A 16,854-nucleotide genomic window follows, 5' to 3' on the forward strand; every position below is an offset into this window, starting at 1 on the left:
CGCAAAAGAAAACTAAACGTATATGCTTTTTTAATTGATTTACAGTTAGTCAATCGACTACAAAGAAGCTTTTACTAAACTCGTTATACTTAACGCAATGTGCGTACAAGATAAACTTCATCACAAAATCCCTTTAATCCGTTATATACTCGTTGTGCTCTCGAATAATGCTGACATAAACCAAAAACAGTTGGTCCACTACCGCTCATCAATGCCACATCCGCCCCATACTTAATCATTCGCTCTTTGATCTGATGAATCACAGGATGCCTTTTACCCGTCACATCTTCTAAACTGTTGCCCATTTTTTGAATCATTCGTTGATAATCCTGCTGCTGGATTGCTTCCACCAATCCGGCAACATCCTGATGCTGAATGGCTTGCGTGTCAAGATCTCTGAATACCGTTCGCGTGGAAACACTCATTCTTGGTTTGACTAAAATGACCCAACATTGTGGCATAGATGGAATCAGGTTTACTTTCTCCCCTTTGCCACCAATAAATGCCGTATTCCCATATACGCAGTAAGGAACATCTGTGCCAACCTCTAATCCAATTTCTGCGAGTTCTTCTAAAGAACAACCCAAATCCCACAATTGATTGATTCCGCGCAAGGCTGCAGCACAATCGGTACTACCTCCACCTAAGCCAGCAGCCACTGGAATGTTTTTTTGAACAACGATTTTAACACCCTTTTTGATTTTAAATTTATTTTTTAATAATAAGGCTGCTTGATAGACATTATTTCGTTGATCTACAGGCAAGAAAGCTTTATTTGTTTCTACAATGATTTGATCTTCAGGTAATTCTTCAAAAATCAAATGGTCTGCTAAGTCCACGCTCGACATAACCATTTCAAGTTCGTGATACCCATCTGGTCGCTTATATAATACATCCAATCCTAAATTTATTTTGGCTGGTGCTTTTTCAATTAGTTCCATACCTCTCACCCATTCGAAAAGTCTAAGTCGAAAGTATTCTATCATAGGGGAAAATAAAAGTATAGCTAACTTCCGCCTTAAATTCCTATTTCAACTAATACAAAAAGAAAAAGGAGAGGACTAGAATGAATGACATCTTATCCTCTCCTTATATCTCATACTCATTTCATTTTTATAATTCAATCAAAACTTCTTGAGCTAAACTTGGATTTTTTCCTTTTCCTCGACCAATCAGAATAAATAATTGAAGAGTTGCGAATACAAAATTGCTCCCTTTCATATAAGCAAAGTAACGACCTTCCCAATGACTGACATACTTTGATTTTCTTTCATATGTTGTTTGAAAAGCATAGAAAAAATTCCCATAATTATAAACGATATTCATCATTTTTTCTTGAATAAATGAAAAGTCTGTTTCTCCAACATTCGCCAAAGGTGCTAAACCAAGATTTGCTTCCAAGTACCCTTGTTTTTGATATTCAACAAACAAATTGGCTAACAAGTAATCACTCAATGCAACAGGTTCTCCCGGCAACACACGTAGCAAATCATATCCTACTTGTGTTTGTGTCATTGGTTGTGCTGTCACAAATCCAACTACTTGTTGCTCTTTTCGAACAACGCCCACACCACTGGTCTTCACGTACTCTGTGTCAAATCGCCCAACAGAAAAATGTTTTTCTGTTTCACCATTCAGCCAAGCTTGCGAAACCTCTTCCAGCGTTGGAAGTAGCTCATCAGGAATTTTATCATACCAAGTAAAATGATAACCCTCATTGGTTAATCGTTGGTATTCTAATTGTTGATTGAACCAAGGAACATCTGCAACCGTTAAGTCAGCAATCCCAGCTTCCCCTACTTTGACAAAACGGAAACCAACTTCATGCAACATCACGACATATTTTTCCGAAACTTTATAAAAAGCCAGTTGATAACCCAAGCAATCAGCTTTTTTGAGGAAACTTTTGGTTGCTGTTCGCCACATAGCTGGATTGCCAATTGGATTTCCCAGCACAAAGCATTTATTCCCTTTTACCTGATAGCCGAAAACTACTTGATCCTCACCTTCTTCTTGATAATAAAAATATTTATAACCAGGCAGTTGCAAATAATGACTAGAAGCAGTTCCACCATATCGATCAATCAGTCGATTCAATCTTTCTACCTCTAACTCCGTTCCAAGTTCATTCGTTGCCGTTGCTAAATATTGATATAATGCCACCAACGCTAACAACGAGATACCTAGGCCAATCAGTCCAGAAAACCAGACTTCATCTGAAGGAAACAAAATAAAATTATTTGCAGTCATTCGTCCTACCCAAAATTGTCCACTATGATAACCTGCAATTGCATAAACAATAAACAAGAAACCAAACAAGCAAGCATCAAAAACAATTGCGCCCCAAGAATAGACAAACTTTTCGCGATAAAATTCTTTGCGTGCTAGCCAAACTGCTAACAAAATGAGTACATAAACTAAAATCAATTCCCATGACAAGGTTCGAGTAATTGTATTCAAAATACCAAAAATCAGTAAGATGATAGTTGGCAAATAAGCTTTTTTCACCTTCATTGCTAAACCACGAGCCAAACCTAACAGTAAAAATCCGACAAGTAAATTGAGTGTCTGATCTAAAAAATTAAATGAAAAAGGCAATAATATTTGAAACAAGCGACTAATTGCAGATAAATTTGTAATTGTTGACAATAAAACCATCATAATTCCCGCAAAATAAACAGCACTAACTAAAATAATATGTGCCACTTTTTGGAAAAACAAGCGTGGAATATTATCAAGAAATCGGTTTACTTTTACACCTGTATGCGTAATAAACAGAAGAATCCCTGTTAAAAACGGAACTACATAATAAAATAAGCGATAATACAATAACCACACAACTGCAACATCTTGACGAACAGATAATTGACTCATGCCAAGAATCATCAACACATCAAATGTTCCCATGCCACCTGGTACCATCGTTAACATACCAATCAACGTTGCTACAATAAACATGGGATATATCGAATGAAGTGATATGTCGATTCCCATCAGCTTGCCAATCAATAAAAACACGGTTAACGCACCTGTCCACTGACCAAATGAAGCAAAAAACAAACCTGCTAAGCCTTTGGGATAAAACTCTGAAAACAGTGTTCTTCTTTTAAGATATGCAAAAAAGAAAATAACTGGTGCAACGAAACTGCCACCTAGTAGCCAAATCCAGTAACTTCGAAAAATACTTTCTGTTTGAATAAAAAAGACATCTACAAAAGTGAACAGCGACCAAACTGATAGACCCGTTATCATAAACACTGCCACTTTTGAAACGGTTGCTAGTACCTTTTTTCGATCCGTCTGTTTGCCGTAAAAATTAGCTCGCAAACTAGCGCCCACGACACCGCCAAATCCTGCCAAATTGTTGATTGTATTCGTGATCCAAGCTGCTAGAAAAAACTCTTGCCTTGGCATCTTGGGTTTTCCTTGCTTTTCCAATACGCTAAGTGTCACCCAATCATATAAAAGCATCGGCAACACGCCAAGCAATCCCAGTAACGTCATCAAAACAATGGTTACGTGATTCTGTTTATCCATCGTTTCCCAAATATCTTGCCAGCTCATGCCGTTTGCAATATTAGCAACCTGATTTGCGACAAAGACTAACACTGAACCAAAAAAAATCAACTTTAAAATCAGACTATGATTTTTCATCCATTGAAGGATCCATTGTATTTTATTTTTCACATTTTTACCTTCCATACTCATGTACTTTCATTTCATAACACTAATGTTAGCTTATTTAATTATAATTTTCCACTTTTGCTTAACACGTTACTTGCGATTCCTAGCAAACAAAGCTATTCTAAAATCAAAAGGGAGGAATTAAAATGAATATTGGATTTATTGGAACAGGAAATATGGCACAAGCAATCATTCGTGGTCTACTCGAAAAAGAAACCTTTTCAAAAAATGAGATTTTTGTTTCGAGTGGTCATTTTGAAAACGCACAAGCCTTTGCCAAACAAACAGGAGTCACTGCTTGTCAAACAAACCAAGAAGTTGCTGAACAAGTAGACATTCTTTTACTCGCAGTAAAACCCAAAATTATTTCAACCGTACTTCATGAATTACAAGACTACAGTCAAAAAATCCTTTTCATTTCTATTGCATCTGGTACAACTTTAAGTGATCTTGAAGCAGCTTTAAATAGCTCACAAGCCGCGATTGTTCGTGTTATGCCAAATGTGAATGTGAGTGTTGGTGCCGGAGTCTCAGCCATTTGTAAAAATTCTGTTGCTACAGAAGAACAATTAACACAAGCAACACAGATTTTTGAAGCAATTGGTAGTGTGTATCCTTTACCTGAATCAGATTTCAGTACTTTCATTGGCTTAGCTGGAAGTTCGCCTGCATTTGTTTACATGCTCATTGATGCTATGGGAAGAGCCGGGGTGCTCAACGGATTACCCAAAAAAATAGCCACTGAAATCTCTGCCAAAGCAATTTTAGGTTCATGTGAAAAATTCCTTGAGAGCAATGAAAATCCTTGGGAATTAGTTGACCAGGTCTCTTCTCCAGGAGGAACGACAGTTGCCGGAGTCGTTGCCCTCGAAGAAGCTGGATTTATTCCAGCAATCATCAAGGGGATCAATACTACTATTGAAAAAGATCAAGAAATGCTTGCACAAAAAGATCAAAAATAAATAAAAAAAGACCAATGACTATTTTAGTCATTGGTCTTTTTTTATTTAGCGTAATCTGTTGCTCGCGTTTCGCGAATAACGGTTACTTTAATGTGTCCAGGATAATCCAATTCTTCTTCAATTCGTTTACGGATATCTCTAACCAAACGAACTGCCTCTAAATCAGAAATCTCTTCAGGTTTTACCATTACACGTACTTCACGTCCTGCTTGTACAGCAAAACTTGAATCTACACCAGCAAAACTATTAGAAATATTTTCTAAGTTTTTAAGACGACGAATATAGTTTTCTAACGATTCACTTCGTGCACCAGGTCGAGCAGCAGATAATGCATCAGCTGCTGCCACAAGCACCGAAATAACCGATGTTGCTTCCACATCACCATGATGAGAAGCAATGGCATTGATAACCACTGGATTTTCTTTGTATTTGGCAGCTAGTTCTGCACCAATCTCAACATGGGAACCTTCAATTTCATGATCAAGTGCTTTCCCAATGTCATGTAGTAAGCCTGCGCGCTTAGCTAATTGGATATCTTCGCCTAATTCTGCAGCTAAAATCCCAGACAACTTAGCAACTTCTACTGAGTGCTTCAATACATTTTGACCATAACTTGTTCTAAATCGTAACCGTCCCAAAATCTTAATCAAATCTGGATGGAGTGTATGCGCACCAACTTCAAATGCAGCCTCTTCACCATATTCACGAATACGTTCATCCATTTCCTTACGTGATTTCTCAACCATTTCTTCAATACGAGCTGGATGGATACGCCCATCTTGAATTAATTTTTCCAACGTCATTCTTGCGATTTCTCTACGAATTGGATCAAAACCAGAAAGAACAACTGCTTCAGGAGTATCATCGATAATCAAATCAATTCCTGTCAGTGTTTCTAATGTGCGGATATTGCGTCCTTCTCTACCAATAATGCGACCTTTCATCTCATCGTTTGGCAAAGTAACAACTGATACTGTAGTTTCAGAAACTTGATCTGCTGCACAACGTTGAATAGCTAATGAAAGTAAGTTCTTCGCTTTACGATCAGCCTCTTCTTTTGCACGTTGTTCAGATTCTTTCACCATAACAGTTAACTCATGATTCAACTCTTCCTCGGTTGACTTCATGATAACATCCTTTGCATCTTCTTTAGATAAACCAGCAATTTTCTCTAATTCTTTTTGTTGATCTTCAATCAATTTTTCAACGTCTTGTTCTCGCTCTTCAATTAATTGCTGTTTTGAACTAAGTATTTCTTCTTTGCTTTCAAGTGAGTTCTCACGTTTTTCCAATGAGTCATCTTTACGATTCAATGTTTGTTCACGTTGAATCAATCGATTTTCTTGAGATTTTAATTCTAATTTACTTTCTCTCAGCTCACTTTCAACTTCAGAACGATATTTCTGATTTTCTTCCTTAGCTTCCAACAATGCTTCTTTTTTTAGAGTCTCTGCTTCTTTCTTTGCACTTTCGATAATACCCACAGCCGATGTTTTTGCACCGGCTATCTCTTTTTCGTGACGTGACTTCGCAACGACCAACCCTAAACCAAGACCGACAATTAAACCGATGATAGCGAGGAGAATGTTGAATACCATAAAATCCACCTCCATACTATCTTTTTCATTTTATCAATCACGTAGTTTTTCTGATAAACTATTTTAATCTTATCAATATGCCTACTTGCATATGTGTATAAAAAGTACACAAGTTTATTCTAATGTTTGTACCCCTTAGTGTCAACTTTAAATAAACAAAGAAACTGCTTTCTAAATTTATATTAAACGGTGGTTTTTTATTTATGAAATCAAAAAAAAGACTGACAACACTTAATTTATTAGCTGGACCTAATCTTTTTTTCTTCTCAAATATAAAGATCAAGTATTTGATTATTCTAATTGAACGAGTTAGCCATAACTGTTATATCAGAGTGCAGATCATTTAAAATATACATCAGTAATTACAAACGTTCTTTTATTTTTAACCATTTTTACTCTTGATGAGATTCTTTAAATTTTAACCATCATGTCCGACAAAAAAGGCCGAGACAGCTTGTCCCGACCTTTGAAAATCAAATCAATTATTCTTCTGTTAAAGGTAATTCTTCCTGCTCCGTTTTTTCCTCTGTTTCAGTGCCATCGCCAATGCCATAAGCTTCGCGCACTAAGCCAGAAATTTCATTCATCATTTCTGGATGTGTAGACATATAGATTTTCGCATTTTCGCGTCCTTGACCAATACGATCTTCTTTATATGAATACCAAGCACCACTTTTATCAACGATATCTTTTTCTACCGCCATATCAAGTAGCTCTCCTTCTTGTGAAATTCCTAGTCCATACATTACATCGACTTCTGCTACTTTGAATGGTGGTGCCACTTTATTTTTAACTACTTTGATTTTTGTACGGTTTCCGACAATATCTGTCCCTTGCTTCAATTGTTCTGCGCGGCGTACTTCTAAACGAATCGTTGCATAGAACTTCAATGCGCGTCCTCCAGGTGTTACTTCTGGATTACCAAACATTACGCCTACTTTTTCACGAATTTGATTGATAAAAATTGCAATGGTTTTTGTTTTATTAATTGAACCTGATAATTTACGCAAAGCTTGAGACATCAAACGAGCTTGTAATCCAACGTGAGCGTCCCCCATTTCGCCATCAATTTCTGCTCGTGGAACTAACGCTGCTACTGAATCGACAACAACGATATCTACTGCGCCACTTGAAACTAATGCATCAGCAATTTCTAATCCTTGTTCACCTGTATCTGGCTGTGATAACAGCAATTCATCAATATTGACGCCTAATTTTTGGGCATATTGTGGGTCCAATGCATGCTCAGCATCAATAAAAGCAGCTGTCCCCCCATTTTTTTGTACTTCGGCAATTGCATGAAGTGCAACAGTTGTTTTACCAGAACTTTCTGGCCCATAAACTTCAATGATTCTGCCACGCGGATAACCGCCTACTCCTAATGCTACATCTAAAGCAAGTGAACCACTTGGAATTGTTGAAATTTGTTGGTCGATTTTCTCGCCCAACTTCATAATAGAACCTTTACCATAACTTTTTTCGATTTTTTTTAACGCAGCATCTAAAGCTGCTTTACGATCATCTGCCAATACGATAATCCTCCTTATATTCACATTAACAACGTCATTTCAATACAATTATCATAGCGGTTTTAGAATTAAAAAGCAAGAAAAACCGAACAAATATTCGCATTTTATTTTTTTCTTAAAATCCGCTTACGTAACATGCTCAATCCTTCCATTACTGCACTACGACGAATCGCTTCACGTCCGCGTGTAAATTGAAACTTAGCTGCACTTACATCATTAACTGAAGCTACAGCAATCCAAACTGTCCCAACAGATTGATTTTCTGGCATTTCTGGTCCTGCGACCCCTGTGAACGAAACTGCATAGTCCGTCTTCGCTAACTTTCTTGCTTGCTCCGCCATTTTTTCGGCGCATTCTTGACTAACTGTCCCATGTTTTCTCAAAAATTGTGGGTCGATTTTTAAAAAATCGGCTTTTGTTTCTTCTGAATAGGTCACGAATCCTCCAGGAAAAACTTCAGAAACACCAGAAATTTTTCCTAATGTTGCTTGGAACTCTCCTGCAGTCAAACTTTCAGCCGCAGTCACTGTTTTTCCTCTTTCTTTTAGCAAATCAACTACAACTTTCTCCAAAGAATTATCATCCCCATAACCATAGAAATATTCGCCCACTCGCTCTTGAATTTTTTCTTCAAGTGCAAGTAACGCTTGGTTACCAGCATGTACATCATTTGTTTTAACTGTTAAACGTAAGGTAACTTCATTGGGTTTCGCATAGGGTGCAATTGTTGGATTGATTTGGCTGGAAATCAGTTCAGCTAACTCTGTCACTAATTGGGATTCACCAATTCCATAAAAGCGTAGAACACGTGAAATCAATTTTTCTTTTGAAGGAAATTTTTCAATTAATAATGGGCGCACTTGCTCAATGAACATTGGCTTCAGTTCATTCGGTGGTCCAGGGAGTAGGATATAAGCATGTGATTCTTTTTGGATAAATGTCCCGACAGCTAGCCCCGTACGATTAGGTAACACAATCCCTCCTTCAATAGTTTGCGACTGTTGTAAGTTATTCACAGTCATTTGACGTTTGGTTGTTTCAAAAAATTCTAATAACTTTTGGTAAGCCTCTCTATCTTGAACTAACTCTTTACCTAAATGGTCAGCTGTTACTTCTTTTGTTAAGTCATCTTCAGTAGGACCTAATCCACCACATAAAATAATCAACTCGCTCCGTGACTCTGCTAATTCTAACAACTCATCTAATCTTTGTCTGTTGTCTCCAACCACTGTCTGATAATAAACCTCGATACCAAGATCTGCTAACTGCTCAGCCAAAAAAGTTGCATTTGTGTTGACTACTTGACCAAGAAGTAGCTCTGTTCCTACTGCAATAATCTCTGCTTTCATAAATTTGCCTCTCCCTAATAATTAATACGCTGTAACGCAAATATTTTTTATTTAAAAAAGCTTGGGACACAATTGTCGCCAAGCTTTTTTTGGAATTACATCGAACCCTTAAACACACTACTATTTTTGGCAAAGTAATCAACACCAGAATAGATAGTAAATACTAAACATGCATAAAGCATAATTTGATCTAATGGAAGACCAATCAAATTAAATGGAATATTATTGATCAGCAACAAAATAATTGCAACCATTTGTGTAGCAGTTTTCACTTTTCCAGGCCATGCAGCTGCCATTACTTCACCATGTTCAACTAATAATAAGCGTAAACCCGTTACCGCTAATTCTCGACAAACAATAATCGCAACAACCCAAGCTGGTGCCTTATCTTGTCCAACCAGCATAATAAATGCCGTCATAACTAGCATTTTATCTGCTAAAGGATCGGCAAATTTTCCAAAGTTTGTTACTAAACCTTGAGAACGAGCAATTTTTCCATCAAGCCAGTCCGTAATACTTGCAATTGCAAAAATGATTGCTCCGACTACTTGTGTTACAGCAACAGTTGTTGTTCCCACCGTTAATTGTCCCCAATCCAAGGGTACCCCTACAACAAGGATAAAGATTGGGATCATACAAATTCTTATCACAGTTAATTTATTTGGTAAATTCACACTATTGCACTCCTTTCTTGTTCATTTTACGTGAGTCTCTTTAAAGTTTCCACAGAAATAACTTACTTTTTCTACTTACAAAAAAATTATTCGTTTTACGATTGAAAAACTGCAATAAAAATCGAATGGATTTTTATTGCAGTTTTTGTCTGAACTATTCTGCATATTGGACAGTAAGGTTAACATTTTTGGGACTTAAATTATTTTCTCCAGCGTTCACTGGCACATCTTCACCATTTGCTTTAATTGCAACATTACTTGCTGCACCGATTGTCACGACTGCATTAGGTACATTGGCAGCAAGCTGTGTACTCTGTGATTCACCAACTGCAAGTGTTCCTTGGTAAACATATGCCCCGTTTACCATCACACCTACCCACACGCGATCTTTCGCTGTGAATTCCAGCGTCAAAGGCTCCGTTGCATCTGTAACATTCACATCAATCGCGTTTGCTGTATCTGTACCAGCAATAATCGTCATTTTCTTTTCCTCAGTCGTTGATTCAACTGTTGAAGATTGTACTGGTGATGACTCACTTACATGTGAAGATTGTTTTGTTTCCTCAATTGAGCCATCAACTGTCATTGATGAGCTTGCTTCACTAATAATTGGTGCTGCTTGTCGATCTTGCCACGTCATATAGCCAACCACAATCACGATTGCAACTGCGACCAATCCTAATAAAAGAACAGGCAGACTTGTCCAAAATTTACTTGGTGCAAATTCTTCTTGGTGCATTGCTTTTCGTGAACCACTCACAGTTTCCGGTTCTGGTCTTTTAATTTCTGAGCCATCAGATAATTTTCTTTTTCCATCGAAAACATCTACAAGTTTATCGCCATCTTCTCCAACAGCTTGCGCATACTGGCGAATAAATGCACGTACATAAAACTTACCAGGAAGTTGATCGAATTCGTCGTTATCAATTGCTTCGAGGTAACGTTTTTGAATTTTTGTAATTTGTTGTAATTCGTCTAAAGATATTTTTTTATTTAGACGAGCTTGCCGTAATTTTTCCCCAATGGTTTCAAAAGCCACTCGTTCATCTTCTCCAGTCTTTTTATTCTAGCCAACCACCCGTTATTGGTAATGTAATTCCGGTGATATAGGCCGCCTCTTTTTGTAATAAAAATGTCACAGCAGCAGCAATTTCTTTTGGCTGAGCTAGTCTTCCTAACGGGATCGACTCTTTTAACTCCGTTAATTCTATTTCAGACCAGTCATGATTCATCGCTGTTGCGACAGCTCCTGGCGCTATGACATTGGCCGTTATTCCTAATGTTGCCACTTCTTTTGCATAAGCCTTAACAAAGGCTTGTTGGGCACCTTTAACAGCACTGTAAACTGTTTCCATACTGCTTCCTTGCATCCCATAAACAGAACCAATAAACACAATTCTGCCATAATCAGACCGAGCAAGTTTTGATTCCAGTCTTTGCAAAAGCAATAGTGGAGATTTCACATGAATTTGCCACAGCTGATCCATATCTGGTCCCGTATATTCCTTAAACAAAGCATATTTCGTAAATCCTGATGCAAAAATGACACTGTCAACTTGAAATAATCCTTGTGTAAATTTCGGTATTTCTTCCATGTTTAACATATCTAAGGATACCATAAAAAAATCTTGCAGCGGATAACATTTTTGCAAGTCTAAAACGAAATTTAATACTTTTTTTTCATTACGATGATAGTGACAATACAATGACCAGCCCTCTTGTGCCAACTGACGACAGATTGCTTCACCAATGTCCCCACTAGCTCCCATAACTAACGCTGTTGGCATCTTACTCACCTTGTGGTTCCATATAAAATTCACTAAACGTCTCAGCTGCTAAGAAAGCTGAACCAACTGCTAATACATCAGCTAATCGAATGGATTCAATCACTTCTGGTAAATCAAATAAAGTGTACTCACCATAAAGGCTTTGCGTAAATTGATTAGCAATATACTCAATGGAATTAAGTGATTGGAAGTATTTACCTAGCATTTTTTTCTTCAATAATTCAAGATTTTTTTCATTTACTTCTGGATCCTTCTCAAATCCAAGAACGATTTTCCGCACTTGTTGCGCAGCACGTTTTGGTTCGTCCGTATCACCACTAAAATCAGCAAAATGAAATTCACGATCTAGACTAAATTCAAAACCAAAACTATCATCAATGATTCCTTCATTGTAAAGTTTCAAATAGTTTTGAGACGTGTTTCCCAACAATAATTGGAATAAGAGATTCAATGCTGTTTTATAGCGCATCAATTGATAGCCATCTGCTGGTAACTCGTCAACACCTTTAATCCCCAAAACGAATTTTTTACGTGTTACAGCCGCTCTTAGATGACTTTCTTCAATAATTTCATCGTTATTTTCAGGAAAATATCGCTTGATTTCTTTCACTGGTGGAAATTCTTTGCTCATTTGATTTTCTCTGATAACTTCCATTATTTTCTCTGGATCCAAATTCCCTACTAAAAACAAGACCATATTACTTGGTTGATAAAATGTGTGATAGCAAGTATACAAATCATCTGCCGTGATTTTATCAATACTATCAACCGTCCCTGCAATATCGATGTGTAAAGGATGTTTTGGATATAAGTTATTCAAAATACCAAAAAATAGACGCCAGTTAGGATCATCTTCATACATTTGGATTTCTTGTCCAATGATTCCTTTTTCTTTGTTGACTGTCTCCTCAGTAAAATATGGCGCCTGCACAAAGTCTAGTAATGTCAACAAGTTTTTTTCTACTTGATCTGTCGTTGAAAATAAATAACTTGTTTTGGTAAAGCTAGTAAAGGCATTCGCAGAAGCGCCTTGTTGCCCAAACAATTGGAAAACATCTCCGTCTTCTTTTTCAAATAACTTGTGTTCTAAGAAATGTGCAATTCCATCCGGTACCTTTGTCTTTTCATTCGCTCCATAAGGAATAAATTCATTATCGATTGAGCCATAATTCGTGCTAAATAAGCCATAGGTCTTGTGGTACTCATTTTTGGGTAATAAGTAAACGGTCAATCCATTTGGTAGCACTTCATGATAAAGCGTTTCATTAATTTGTGAATACTCGGTTTTATTCATTCATGCTTCCTCCATCTAAAAAGAAAATTGCTTGAAGCTCCACTTGATCTGCAATTTTTTGAACATCTTTGATTGTGATACTTTCTAGTCGAGCTAACCACTCGTCATCTGTTAATTTAGTTTCCGGCAGCCAGTTGTCTAAATAAGTCGATTCGATTGCAGCTTGTGGTGCATCAAGTGATAGCAAGTATTGATTTTTCAACATTGCTTTTGTTTGAGATAAATCGAGGTCAGTGATTTCACCATTTCGTAAGCTTTCTAATTGTTTATGAATCAAATTTAAAACCTTTTCGCGATTTTTCCCATCAATTCCTGTTTGAACAGTCATAAATCCGCGGAACGTGTCTACACTGCTAGAAGCATAATAAGCCAAGCTTTCTTTTTCGCGCACATTCATAAATAATTTTGAATGTGGAAAACCACCAAATAAGCCATTGAACACCATCAGTGAAAAACGCTCAGGCTGGTTGTAGTAAACATTTGTTTGATAGGCTAAGTTTAACTTTGCTTGTACAACAGGTTCGTGCATTTGGCGTTCTTTGATTACATTTGATTGTGGTTGCGCATAAAATATTTCTGGATGTGTAAATTCGCGATCAGTAAATGGCAAAGTTTGAATTGCTTTGATGACTTCCTTCTCGTTCACATCTCCAATGACAAAAATATCGACTTGATCTTCTGCCAAGACTTTCTTGTAATACGTAGCAAGTGACTCTGCCGTAATTTCTTTTAGGTCTCTTACGGTTCCAAAACTAGGGATTCTTTGAGCATCTGCTTGCTCAAAATAGAGCCGTTGCAGTGCTAATGATGCTAATGTCTGTTTGTCTTCATCTAAACTTTCTAAATAAGTTTTCAAATTGTTTTTTTCTAAATCAAACGTTTGATTATCGAACTGCCCATCTACAATGTTTGGCGCAAAGATAACCTCTTTCAAAAAGTCAACAACTTGGAGCAGAATTTTTGAGTCATTCACATAATCACCATTAACAAAACTGATGCCTGCGTTCAGCCAATGTAAATTTCCTTTTTTGCTTACACTCCAGCCAAAACTTGCACCATATAATTCAGCTAACTTTGCGCTAAGTTGTGTCTGGTCTGGATAATTTAAGCTATTTGTTTCTAATAAACTGCTCAGTAATGATCGCTGCGTAATGACTGCTCGATCAAGACGTGTTGTGAATCGAGTAAAAATTCGAATCGTTTTATATTTTTTTGTTTGTAAGACATGTAAATTCACGCCTTCTGCCAATTTATTCGTCATAAGTCGTTGCTCCTTTTATCGTTACAGTTGATTCTAGTATAGCATAGAAGCTTAGTATTCAAGCATTTAGCGAACAAAAGCGTTTATTGTTTTTATATTTTTTTATTGTTAGATATACTAAAGGTAATGAAAAAGAAAGTAGGGGTTTTATGATTAAAGAATTTAAAGAGTTTATTGTGCGAGGCGATGTGCTCGATCTAGCTGTTGGGGTTGTCATCGGGAGTGCGTTCACAGGAATCGTTAATCAAATCGTAGAAGGATTGATTACACCATTAATTGGTTGGATAGTTGCTCTTATCACTGGTACTTCCGATTTGGACGGAGCGCTGTCTGTGTTAGACGTCACACCTGTCAAAGGCGTAACTTTTTCATTTGGTAATGTCGTTAGTGCTATTATTACATTTTTAATTACAGGTTTTGTTTTGTTCTTAGTGGTCAAAGCAGCAAACAAGGCAAAAGATTTACGTAAAAAAGAAGATGAAGAAGTTCTTGATGAACCAACAGCTGAACAATACTTAAGTGATATCCGCGATTTATTGGCACAACAGGTAGCTGAAGATAATGGTCGTTCAACACTTCAAGCAAAAATAGAAGACGAATCAAATACAAAATAAAAAAAGTTGAAACAACAAAAATTTGTTGTTTCAACTTTTTTTATTTTTTCATATCAATGTGAGGAATATCATCTTCCAAATAAACATCTGAAATCGCTTGAAAACCAAATGATTCGTAAAATGAACGTAGATAATCTTGAGCACCAATAATAATTGACGCAGTTGGATACTTTTGTTCAATAACTTCCAAAGTCTTTTGAACGATTTCCTTTCCTAATCCTGATTTACGATGTCCTTTAGCTACCAAAACTCGTCCAAAATGTACGGCATCTTCTTGTTTGTAGATTCGTGTATAAGCAACTATGTTTCCCTGGTCATCTGTCAAAAACGTATGCAGCGCCTCTGGATCAATTTCGTCAACTTCTTGATATGGACACTTTTGTTCAACCACAAAAACGGCAATTCTCTCTTTTATTAGCAGATAAAATTCTTTTGTTGTTAATTCATCAAATGCTTTCACTTGGTAATTCATTCAGTAGCCTCCTAACAATTTATCTTTTTATAGATTACTTGTTAAAAAATAAAAAAGCAAACGAACCATACAAGGGCCCGTCTGCTTTTAAACTGCTTCTGTCAAAAATTCAATCTCTACTGTACGAGTTAATACATCAGAATAGCTGTAAGAAACTCGCTCAAAAGAGTTTTCTTCAGGATCTAAGTCAACGACAAAGACTGAAGGATAGGTTTCTGTTAAAACGCCGCGGCGTTCTGTTTGACGCTTTCTTCCTGTCTGAGCAACCAACATGATTTGGCTGCCGATACGACCTTCTAAATCTTTCTTGATTGTAGCTAAAGTTGTTGGCATACAGTTCACCTCATTACCCATTATAACAGATAATGCAAAACTTTTCAAGTCTACCATATAAAAAAAGGAAATGCAATAAAAAAATAGTTGACGCAGAAATGTTAACTAGTATTCTTCGCTGTACCCTTTCAAATGCTTCTTAATTTTCTGTTTTACACGGTTGTAACCACTCATTACCTGCTGAATATCCATTGATAGATCTTTAGCTATGTACGAAAAATCACTTCCTTGCATATAATGATGAAAAATCTGTGCTTCTCTTTTTGAAAAATGGATTTCACATGTTTCAATTGCTTCGTTCAACAGTAGCTGTTGGACTGCTACAGGTTCTTGAGTTGTCACTTCCGCTAAAAAATCTGGTCCCTCAGATTCAATTTTTTGTTCCATAGAAACCTCGTCTTTTTGATCTCTACGTTTTAATGCGTTTTGTTTTCTTAATAACGAATAGATTTGATTAGTAATAACACTTTTGTAATAACTACCAAAGCTAACTCCTTTGTTGTTTTCATAGGTTTTTAAAGCTTGATATAACGCGACACGTGCTTCTTGTTCCCAATCTTCGTTCATAAAATTCCGCACATAATAACTATTTTTCAAACGTAATAAAAGTGGATAATATTTCTGATAAAGGGTAGAAAATGCTTCTTCATCACCATCTCGTGCAGCATGTAATAACTCCTCAGGCATAAATAAATCCTCCATAATCTCTATTATGGAGGAATATTAGCATCAAAAATTACGTTATTTAATCTGATAACAAGGTTATCTGTCCTTTTTCATTAAATCGTCTAGCTTTTTAGACAATTTATGCAATTGTTCATCATTCCAAGGAGAATTACGTCGAAAATCAATAAAACGCATATTTATATTTTCTTGAGCTATTGTTTCTTCTGTCTTCTTGATTGTTTTATACAATTCATACGCAGAAGTTCGTAAGGCGCCTTGTGAAAATACTACCCACTGTTCCGCCAAATCACTTGTAGCCACTGTCACTTGTGTCAATCGATCATTCAATGTGCCTGCTACTCGCTCAATATAACTATCCGCTGTTTCATCTTCTTTGGTGAATACAACTTCTAACTGATATTTTTTATAGTTTTGTTGGATTCCTGGGACCAGTTGCGCATCAAAAACCACGATTACTTCAATTCCTTCAAACTTTGCATAATTAGACAAACGATGGAGCAAAGCTTCACGTGCATCAGCCATTTTATCTTGTTTTTTTAACAAAACAAGTTCTGGCCAAGAACCAATCATATTGTAGCCATCGACAATCAATAACTGCTTTTTCATCAGC

At 36.7% G+C, this 16,854-nt stretch carries 16 protein-coding genes; 2 read left to right on the top strand and 14 right to left on the bottom strand.

Annotated features, from left to right (window positions below):
- Window positions 1-89: 89 nt before the first annotated feature.
- Together ispE and mprF are read right to left on the bottom strand one after the other, a co-directional pair.
- Window positions 90-941 (bottom strand): 4-(cytidine 5'-diphospho)-2-C-methyl-D-erythritol kinase, encoded by an 852-nt coding sequence (gene ispE, locus AC4BD1_RS11700; RefSeq protein WP_206910791.1) that lies wholly within the window; start codon window positions 939-941, stop codon window positions 90-92.
- A 172-nt stretch (window positions 942-1,113) separates the two neighbouring features.
- Entirely contained in the window at window positions 1,114-3,687 is a 2,574-nt protein-coding gene (gene mprF / locus AC4BD1_RS11705; protein WP_206910790.1) for a bifunctional lysylphosphatidylglycerol flippase/synthetase MprF, read from the bottom strand.
- Between the two features lie 143 nt (window positions 3,688-3,830).
- Between mprF and proC the strand changes: the two genes are divergently transcribed.
- Window positions 3,831-4,646: a pyrroline-5-carboxylate reductase gene (gene proC / locus AC4BD1_RS11710; protein WP_206910788.1), complete on the top strand. Its 816-nt coding sequence runs from the start codon at window positions 3,831-3,833 to the stop codon at window positions 4,644-4,646.
- Between the two features lie 41 nt (window positions 4,647-4,687).
- Here the strand turns inward: proC and rny are convergent, their stop codons facing one another.
- From rny to yfmF, 8 genes are all read right to left on the bottom strand, one after another.
- Window positions 4,688-6,244 (bottom strand): ribonuclease Y, encoded by a 1,557-nt coding sequence (gene rny, locus AC4BD1_RS11715; protein WP_206910768.1) that lies wholly within the window; start codon window positions 6,242-6,244, stop codon window positions 4,688-4,690.
- Window positions 6,245-6,726: 482 nt separating this feature from the next.
- Entirely contained in the window at window positions 6,727-7,773 is a 1,047-nt protein-coding gene (recA, locus tag AC4BD1_RS11720; protein WP_490485639.1) for a recombinase RecA, read from the bottom strand.
- Between the two features lie 104 nt (window positions 7,774-7,877).
- Window positions 7,878-9,122 (bottom strand): competence/damage-inducible protein A, encoded by a 1,245-nt coding sequence (locus tag AC4BD1_RS11725; RefSeq protein ID WP_490485640.1) that lies wholly within the window; start codon window positions 9,120-9,122, stop codon window positions 7,878-7,880.
- Between the two features lie 95 nt (window positions 9,123-9,217).
- Window positions 9,218-9,796, bottom strand: a complete 579-nt coding sequence (gene pgsA, locus AC4BD1_RS11730) for a CDP-diacylglycerol--glycerol-3-phosphate 3-phosphatidyltransferase (RefSeq protein ID WP_206910762.1) — start codon at window positions 9,794-9,796, stop codon at window positions 9,218-9,220.
- A gap of 154 nt (window positions 9,797-9,950) precedes the next feature.
- Window positions 9,951-10,835 carry a helix-turn-helix domain-containing protein gene (locus AC4BD1_RS11735; protein WP_490466629.1) on the bottom strand — a complete coding sequence of 295 codons (885 nt, stop codon included), beginning with the start codon at window positions 10,833-10,835 and terminating at the stop codon, window positions 9,951-9,953.
- Window positions 10,836-10,857: 22 nt separating this feature from the next.
- Complete coding sequence (gene ymfI, locus AC4BD1_RS11740) at window positions 10,858-11,583, bottom strand: elongation factor P 5-aminopentanone reductase (protein WP_206910758.1); 726 nt, start codon at window positions 11,581-11,583, stop codon at window positions 10,858-10,860.
- A gap of 1 nt (window position 11,584) precedes the next feature.
- Entirely contained in the window at window positions 11,585-12,877 is a 1,293-nt protein-coding gene (gene yfmH / locus AC4BD1_RS11745) for an EF-P 5-aminopentanol modification-associated protein YfmH (RefSeq protein WP_490466630.1), read from the bottom strand.
- The gene (yfmF, locus tag AC4BD1_RS11750; protein WP_490485641.1) at window positions 12,870-14,138 is read right to left on the bottom strand and encodes an EF-P 5-aminopentanol modification-associated protein YfmF; all 1,269 of its coding nucleotides are present in this window, start codon (window positions 14,136-14,138) and stop codon (window positions 12,870-12,872) included. Before yfmF ends, yfmH begins: the two co-directional genes overlap by 8 nt.
- A 149-nt stretch (window positions 14,139-14,287) precedes the next feature.
- On the opposite strand from yfmF, the gene mscL reads away from it, so the two are divergent.
- Window positions 14,288-14,752 (top strand): large conductance mechanosensitive channel protein MscL, encoded by a 465-nt coding sequence (gene mscL, locus AC4BD1_RS11755; protein ID WP_490466631.1) that lies wholly within the window; start codon window positions 14,288-14,290, stop codon window positions 14,750-14,752.
- A 40-nt stretch (window positions 14,753-14,792) separates the two neighbouring features.
- Here the strand turns inward: mscL and AC4BD1_RS11760 are convergent, their stop codons facing one another.
- From AC4BD1_RS11760 to AC4BD1_RS11775, 4 genes are all read right to left on the bottom strand, one after another.
- Complete coding sequence (locus tag AC4BD1_RS11760) at window positions 14,793-15,224, bottom strand: GNAT family N-acetyltransferase (protein WP_206910750.1); 432 nt, start codon at window positions 15,222-15,224, stop codon at window positions 14,793-14,795.
- Window positions 15,225-15,311: 87 nt separating this feature from the next.
- Window positions 15,312-15,557: a Veg family protein gene (locus AC4BD1_RS11765; protein ID WP_067484607.1), complete on the bottom strand. Its 246-nt coding sequence runs from the start codon at window positions 15,555-15,557 to the stop codon at window positions 15,312-15,314.
- Between the two features lie 105 nt (window positions 15,558-15,662).
- Window positions 15,663-16,244 (bottom strand): sigma-70 family RNA polymerase sigma factor, encoded by a 582-nt coding sequence (locus AC4BD1_RS11770; protein WP_206910747.1) that lies wholly within the window; start codon window positions 16,242-16,244, stop codon window positions 15,663-15,665.
- A gap of 75 nt (window positions 16,245-16,319) precedes the next feature.
- Window positions 16,320-16,850, bottom strand: coding sequence for an NYN domain-containing protein (locus tag AC4BD1_RS11775; protein WP_067484601.1), 531 nt, complete (start codon window positions 16,848-16,850; stop codon window positions 16,320-16,322).
- Window positions 16,851-16,854 lie beyond the last annotated feature (4 nt).

This window comes from Enterococcus sp. DJ147D b, from assembly GCF_058216655.1.

What these genes read in the sequence shown, in the direction of transcription:
- mscL (WP_490466631.1), top strand. Translation starts at nt 14,288, where the DNA reads ATGATTAAAGAATTTAAAGAGTTTATTGTGCGAGGCGATGTGCTCGAT.
- AC4BD1_RS11765 (WP_067484607.1), bottom strand. Translation starts at nt 15,557, where the DNA reads ATGCCAACAACTTTAGCTACAATCAAGAAAGATTTAGAAGGTCGTATC.
- ispE (WP_206910791.1), bottom strand. Translation starts at nt 941, where the DNA reads ATGGAACTAATTGAAAAAGCACCAGCCAAAATAAATTTAGGATTGGAT.
- yfmH (WP_490466630.1), bottom strand. Translation starts at nt 12,877, where the DNA reads ATGAATAAAACCGAGTATTCACAAATTAATGAAACGCTTTATCATGAA.
- AC4BD1_RS11770 (WP_206910747.1), bottom strand. Translation starts at nt 16,244, where the DNA reads ATGCCTGAGGAGTTATTACATGCTGCACGAGATGGTGATGAAGAAGCA.
- yfmF (WP_490485641.1), bottom strand. Translation starts at nt 14,138, where the DNA reads ATGACGAATAAATTGGCAGAAGGCGTGAATTTACATGTCTTACAAACA.
- AC4BD1_RS11775 (WP_067484601.1), bottom strand. Translation starts at nt 16,850, where the DNA reads ATGAAAAAGCAGTTATTGATTGTCGATGGCTACAATATGATTGGTTCT.
- AC4BD1_RS11760 (WP_206910750.1), bottom strand. Translation starts at nt 15,224, where the DNA reads ATGAATTACCAAGTGAAAGCATTTGATGAATTAACAACAAAAGAATTT.
- ymfI (WP_206910758.1), bottom strand. Translation starts at nt 11,583, where the DNA reads ATGCCAACAGCGTTAGTTATGGGAGCTAGTGGGGACATTGGTGAAGCA.
- AC4BD1_RS11725 (WP_490485640.1), bottom strand. Translation starts at nt 9,122, where the DNA reads ATGAAAGCAGAGATTATTGCAGTAGGAACAGAGCTACTTCTTGGTCAA.
- rny (WP_206910768.1), bottom strand. Translation starts at nt 6,244, where the DNA reads ATGGTATTCAACATTCTCCTCGCTATCATCGGTTTAATTGTCGGTCTT.
- proC (WP_206910788.1), top strand. Translation starts at nt 3,831, where the DNA reads ATGAATATTGGATTTATTGGAACAGGAAATATGGCACAAGCAATCATT.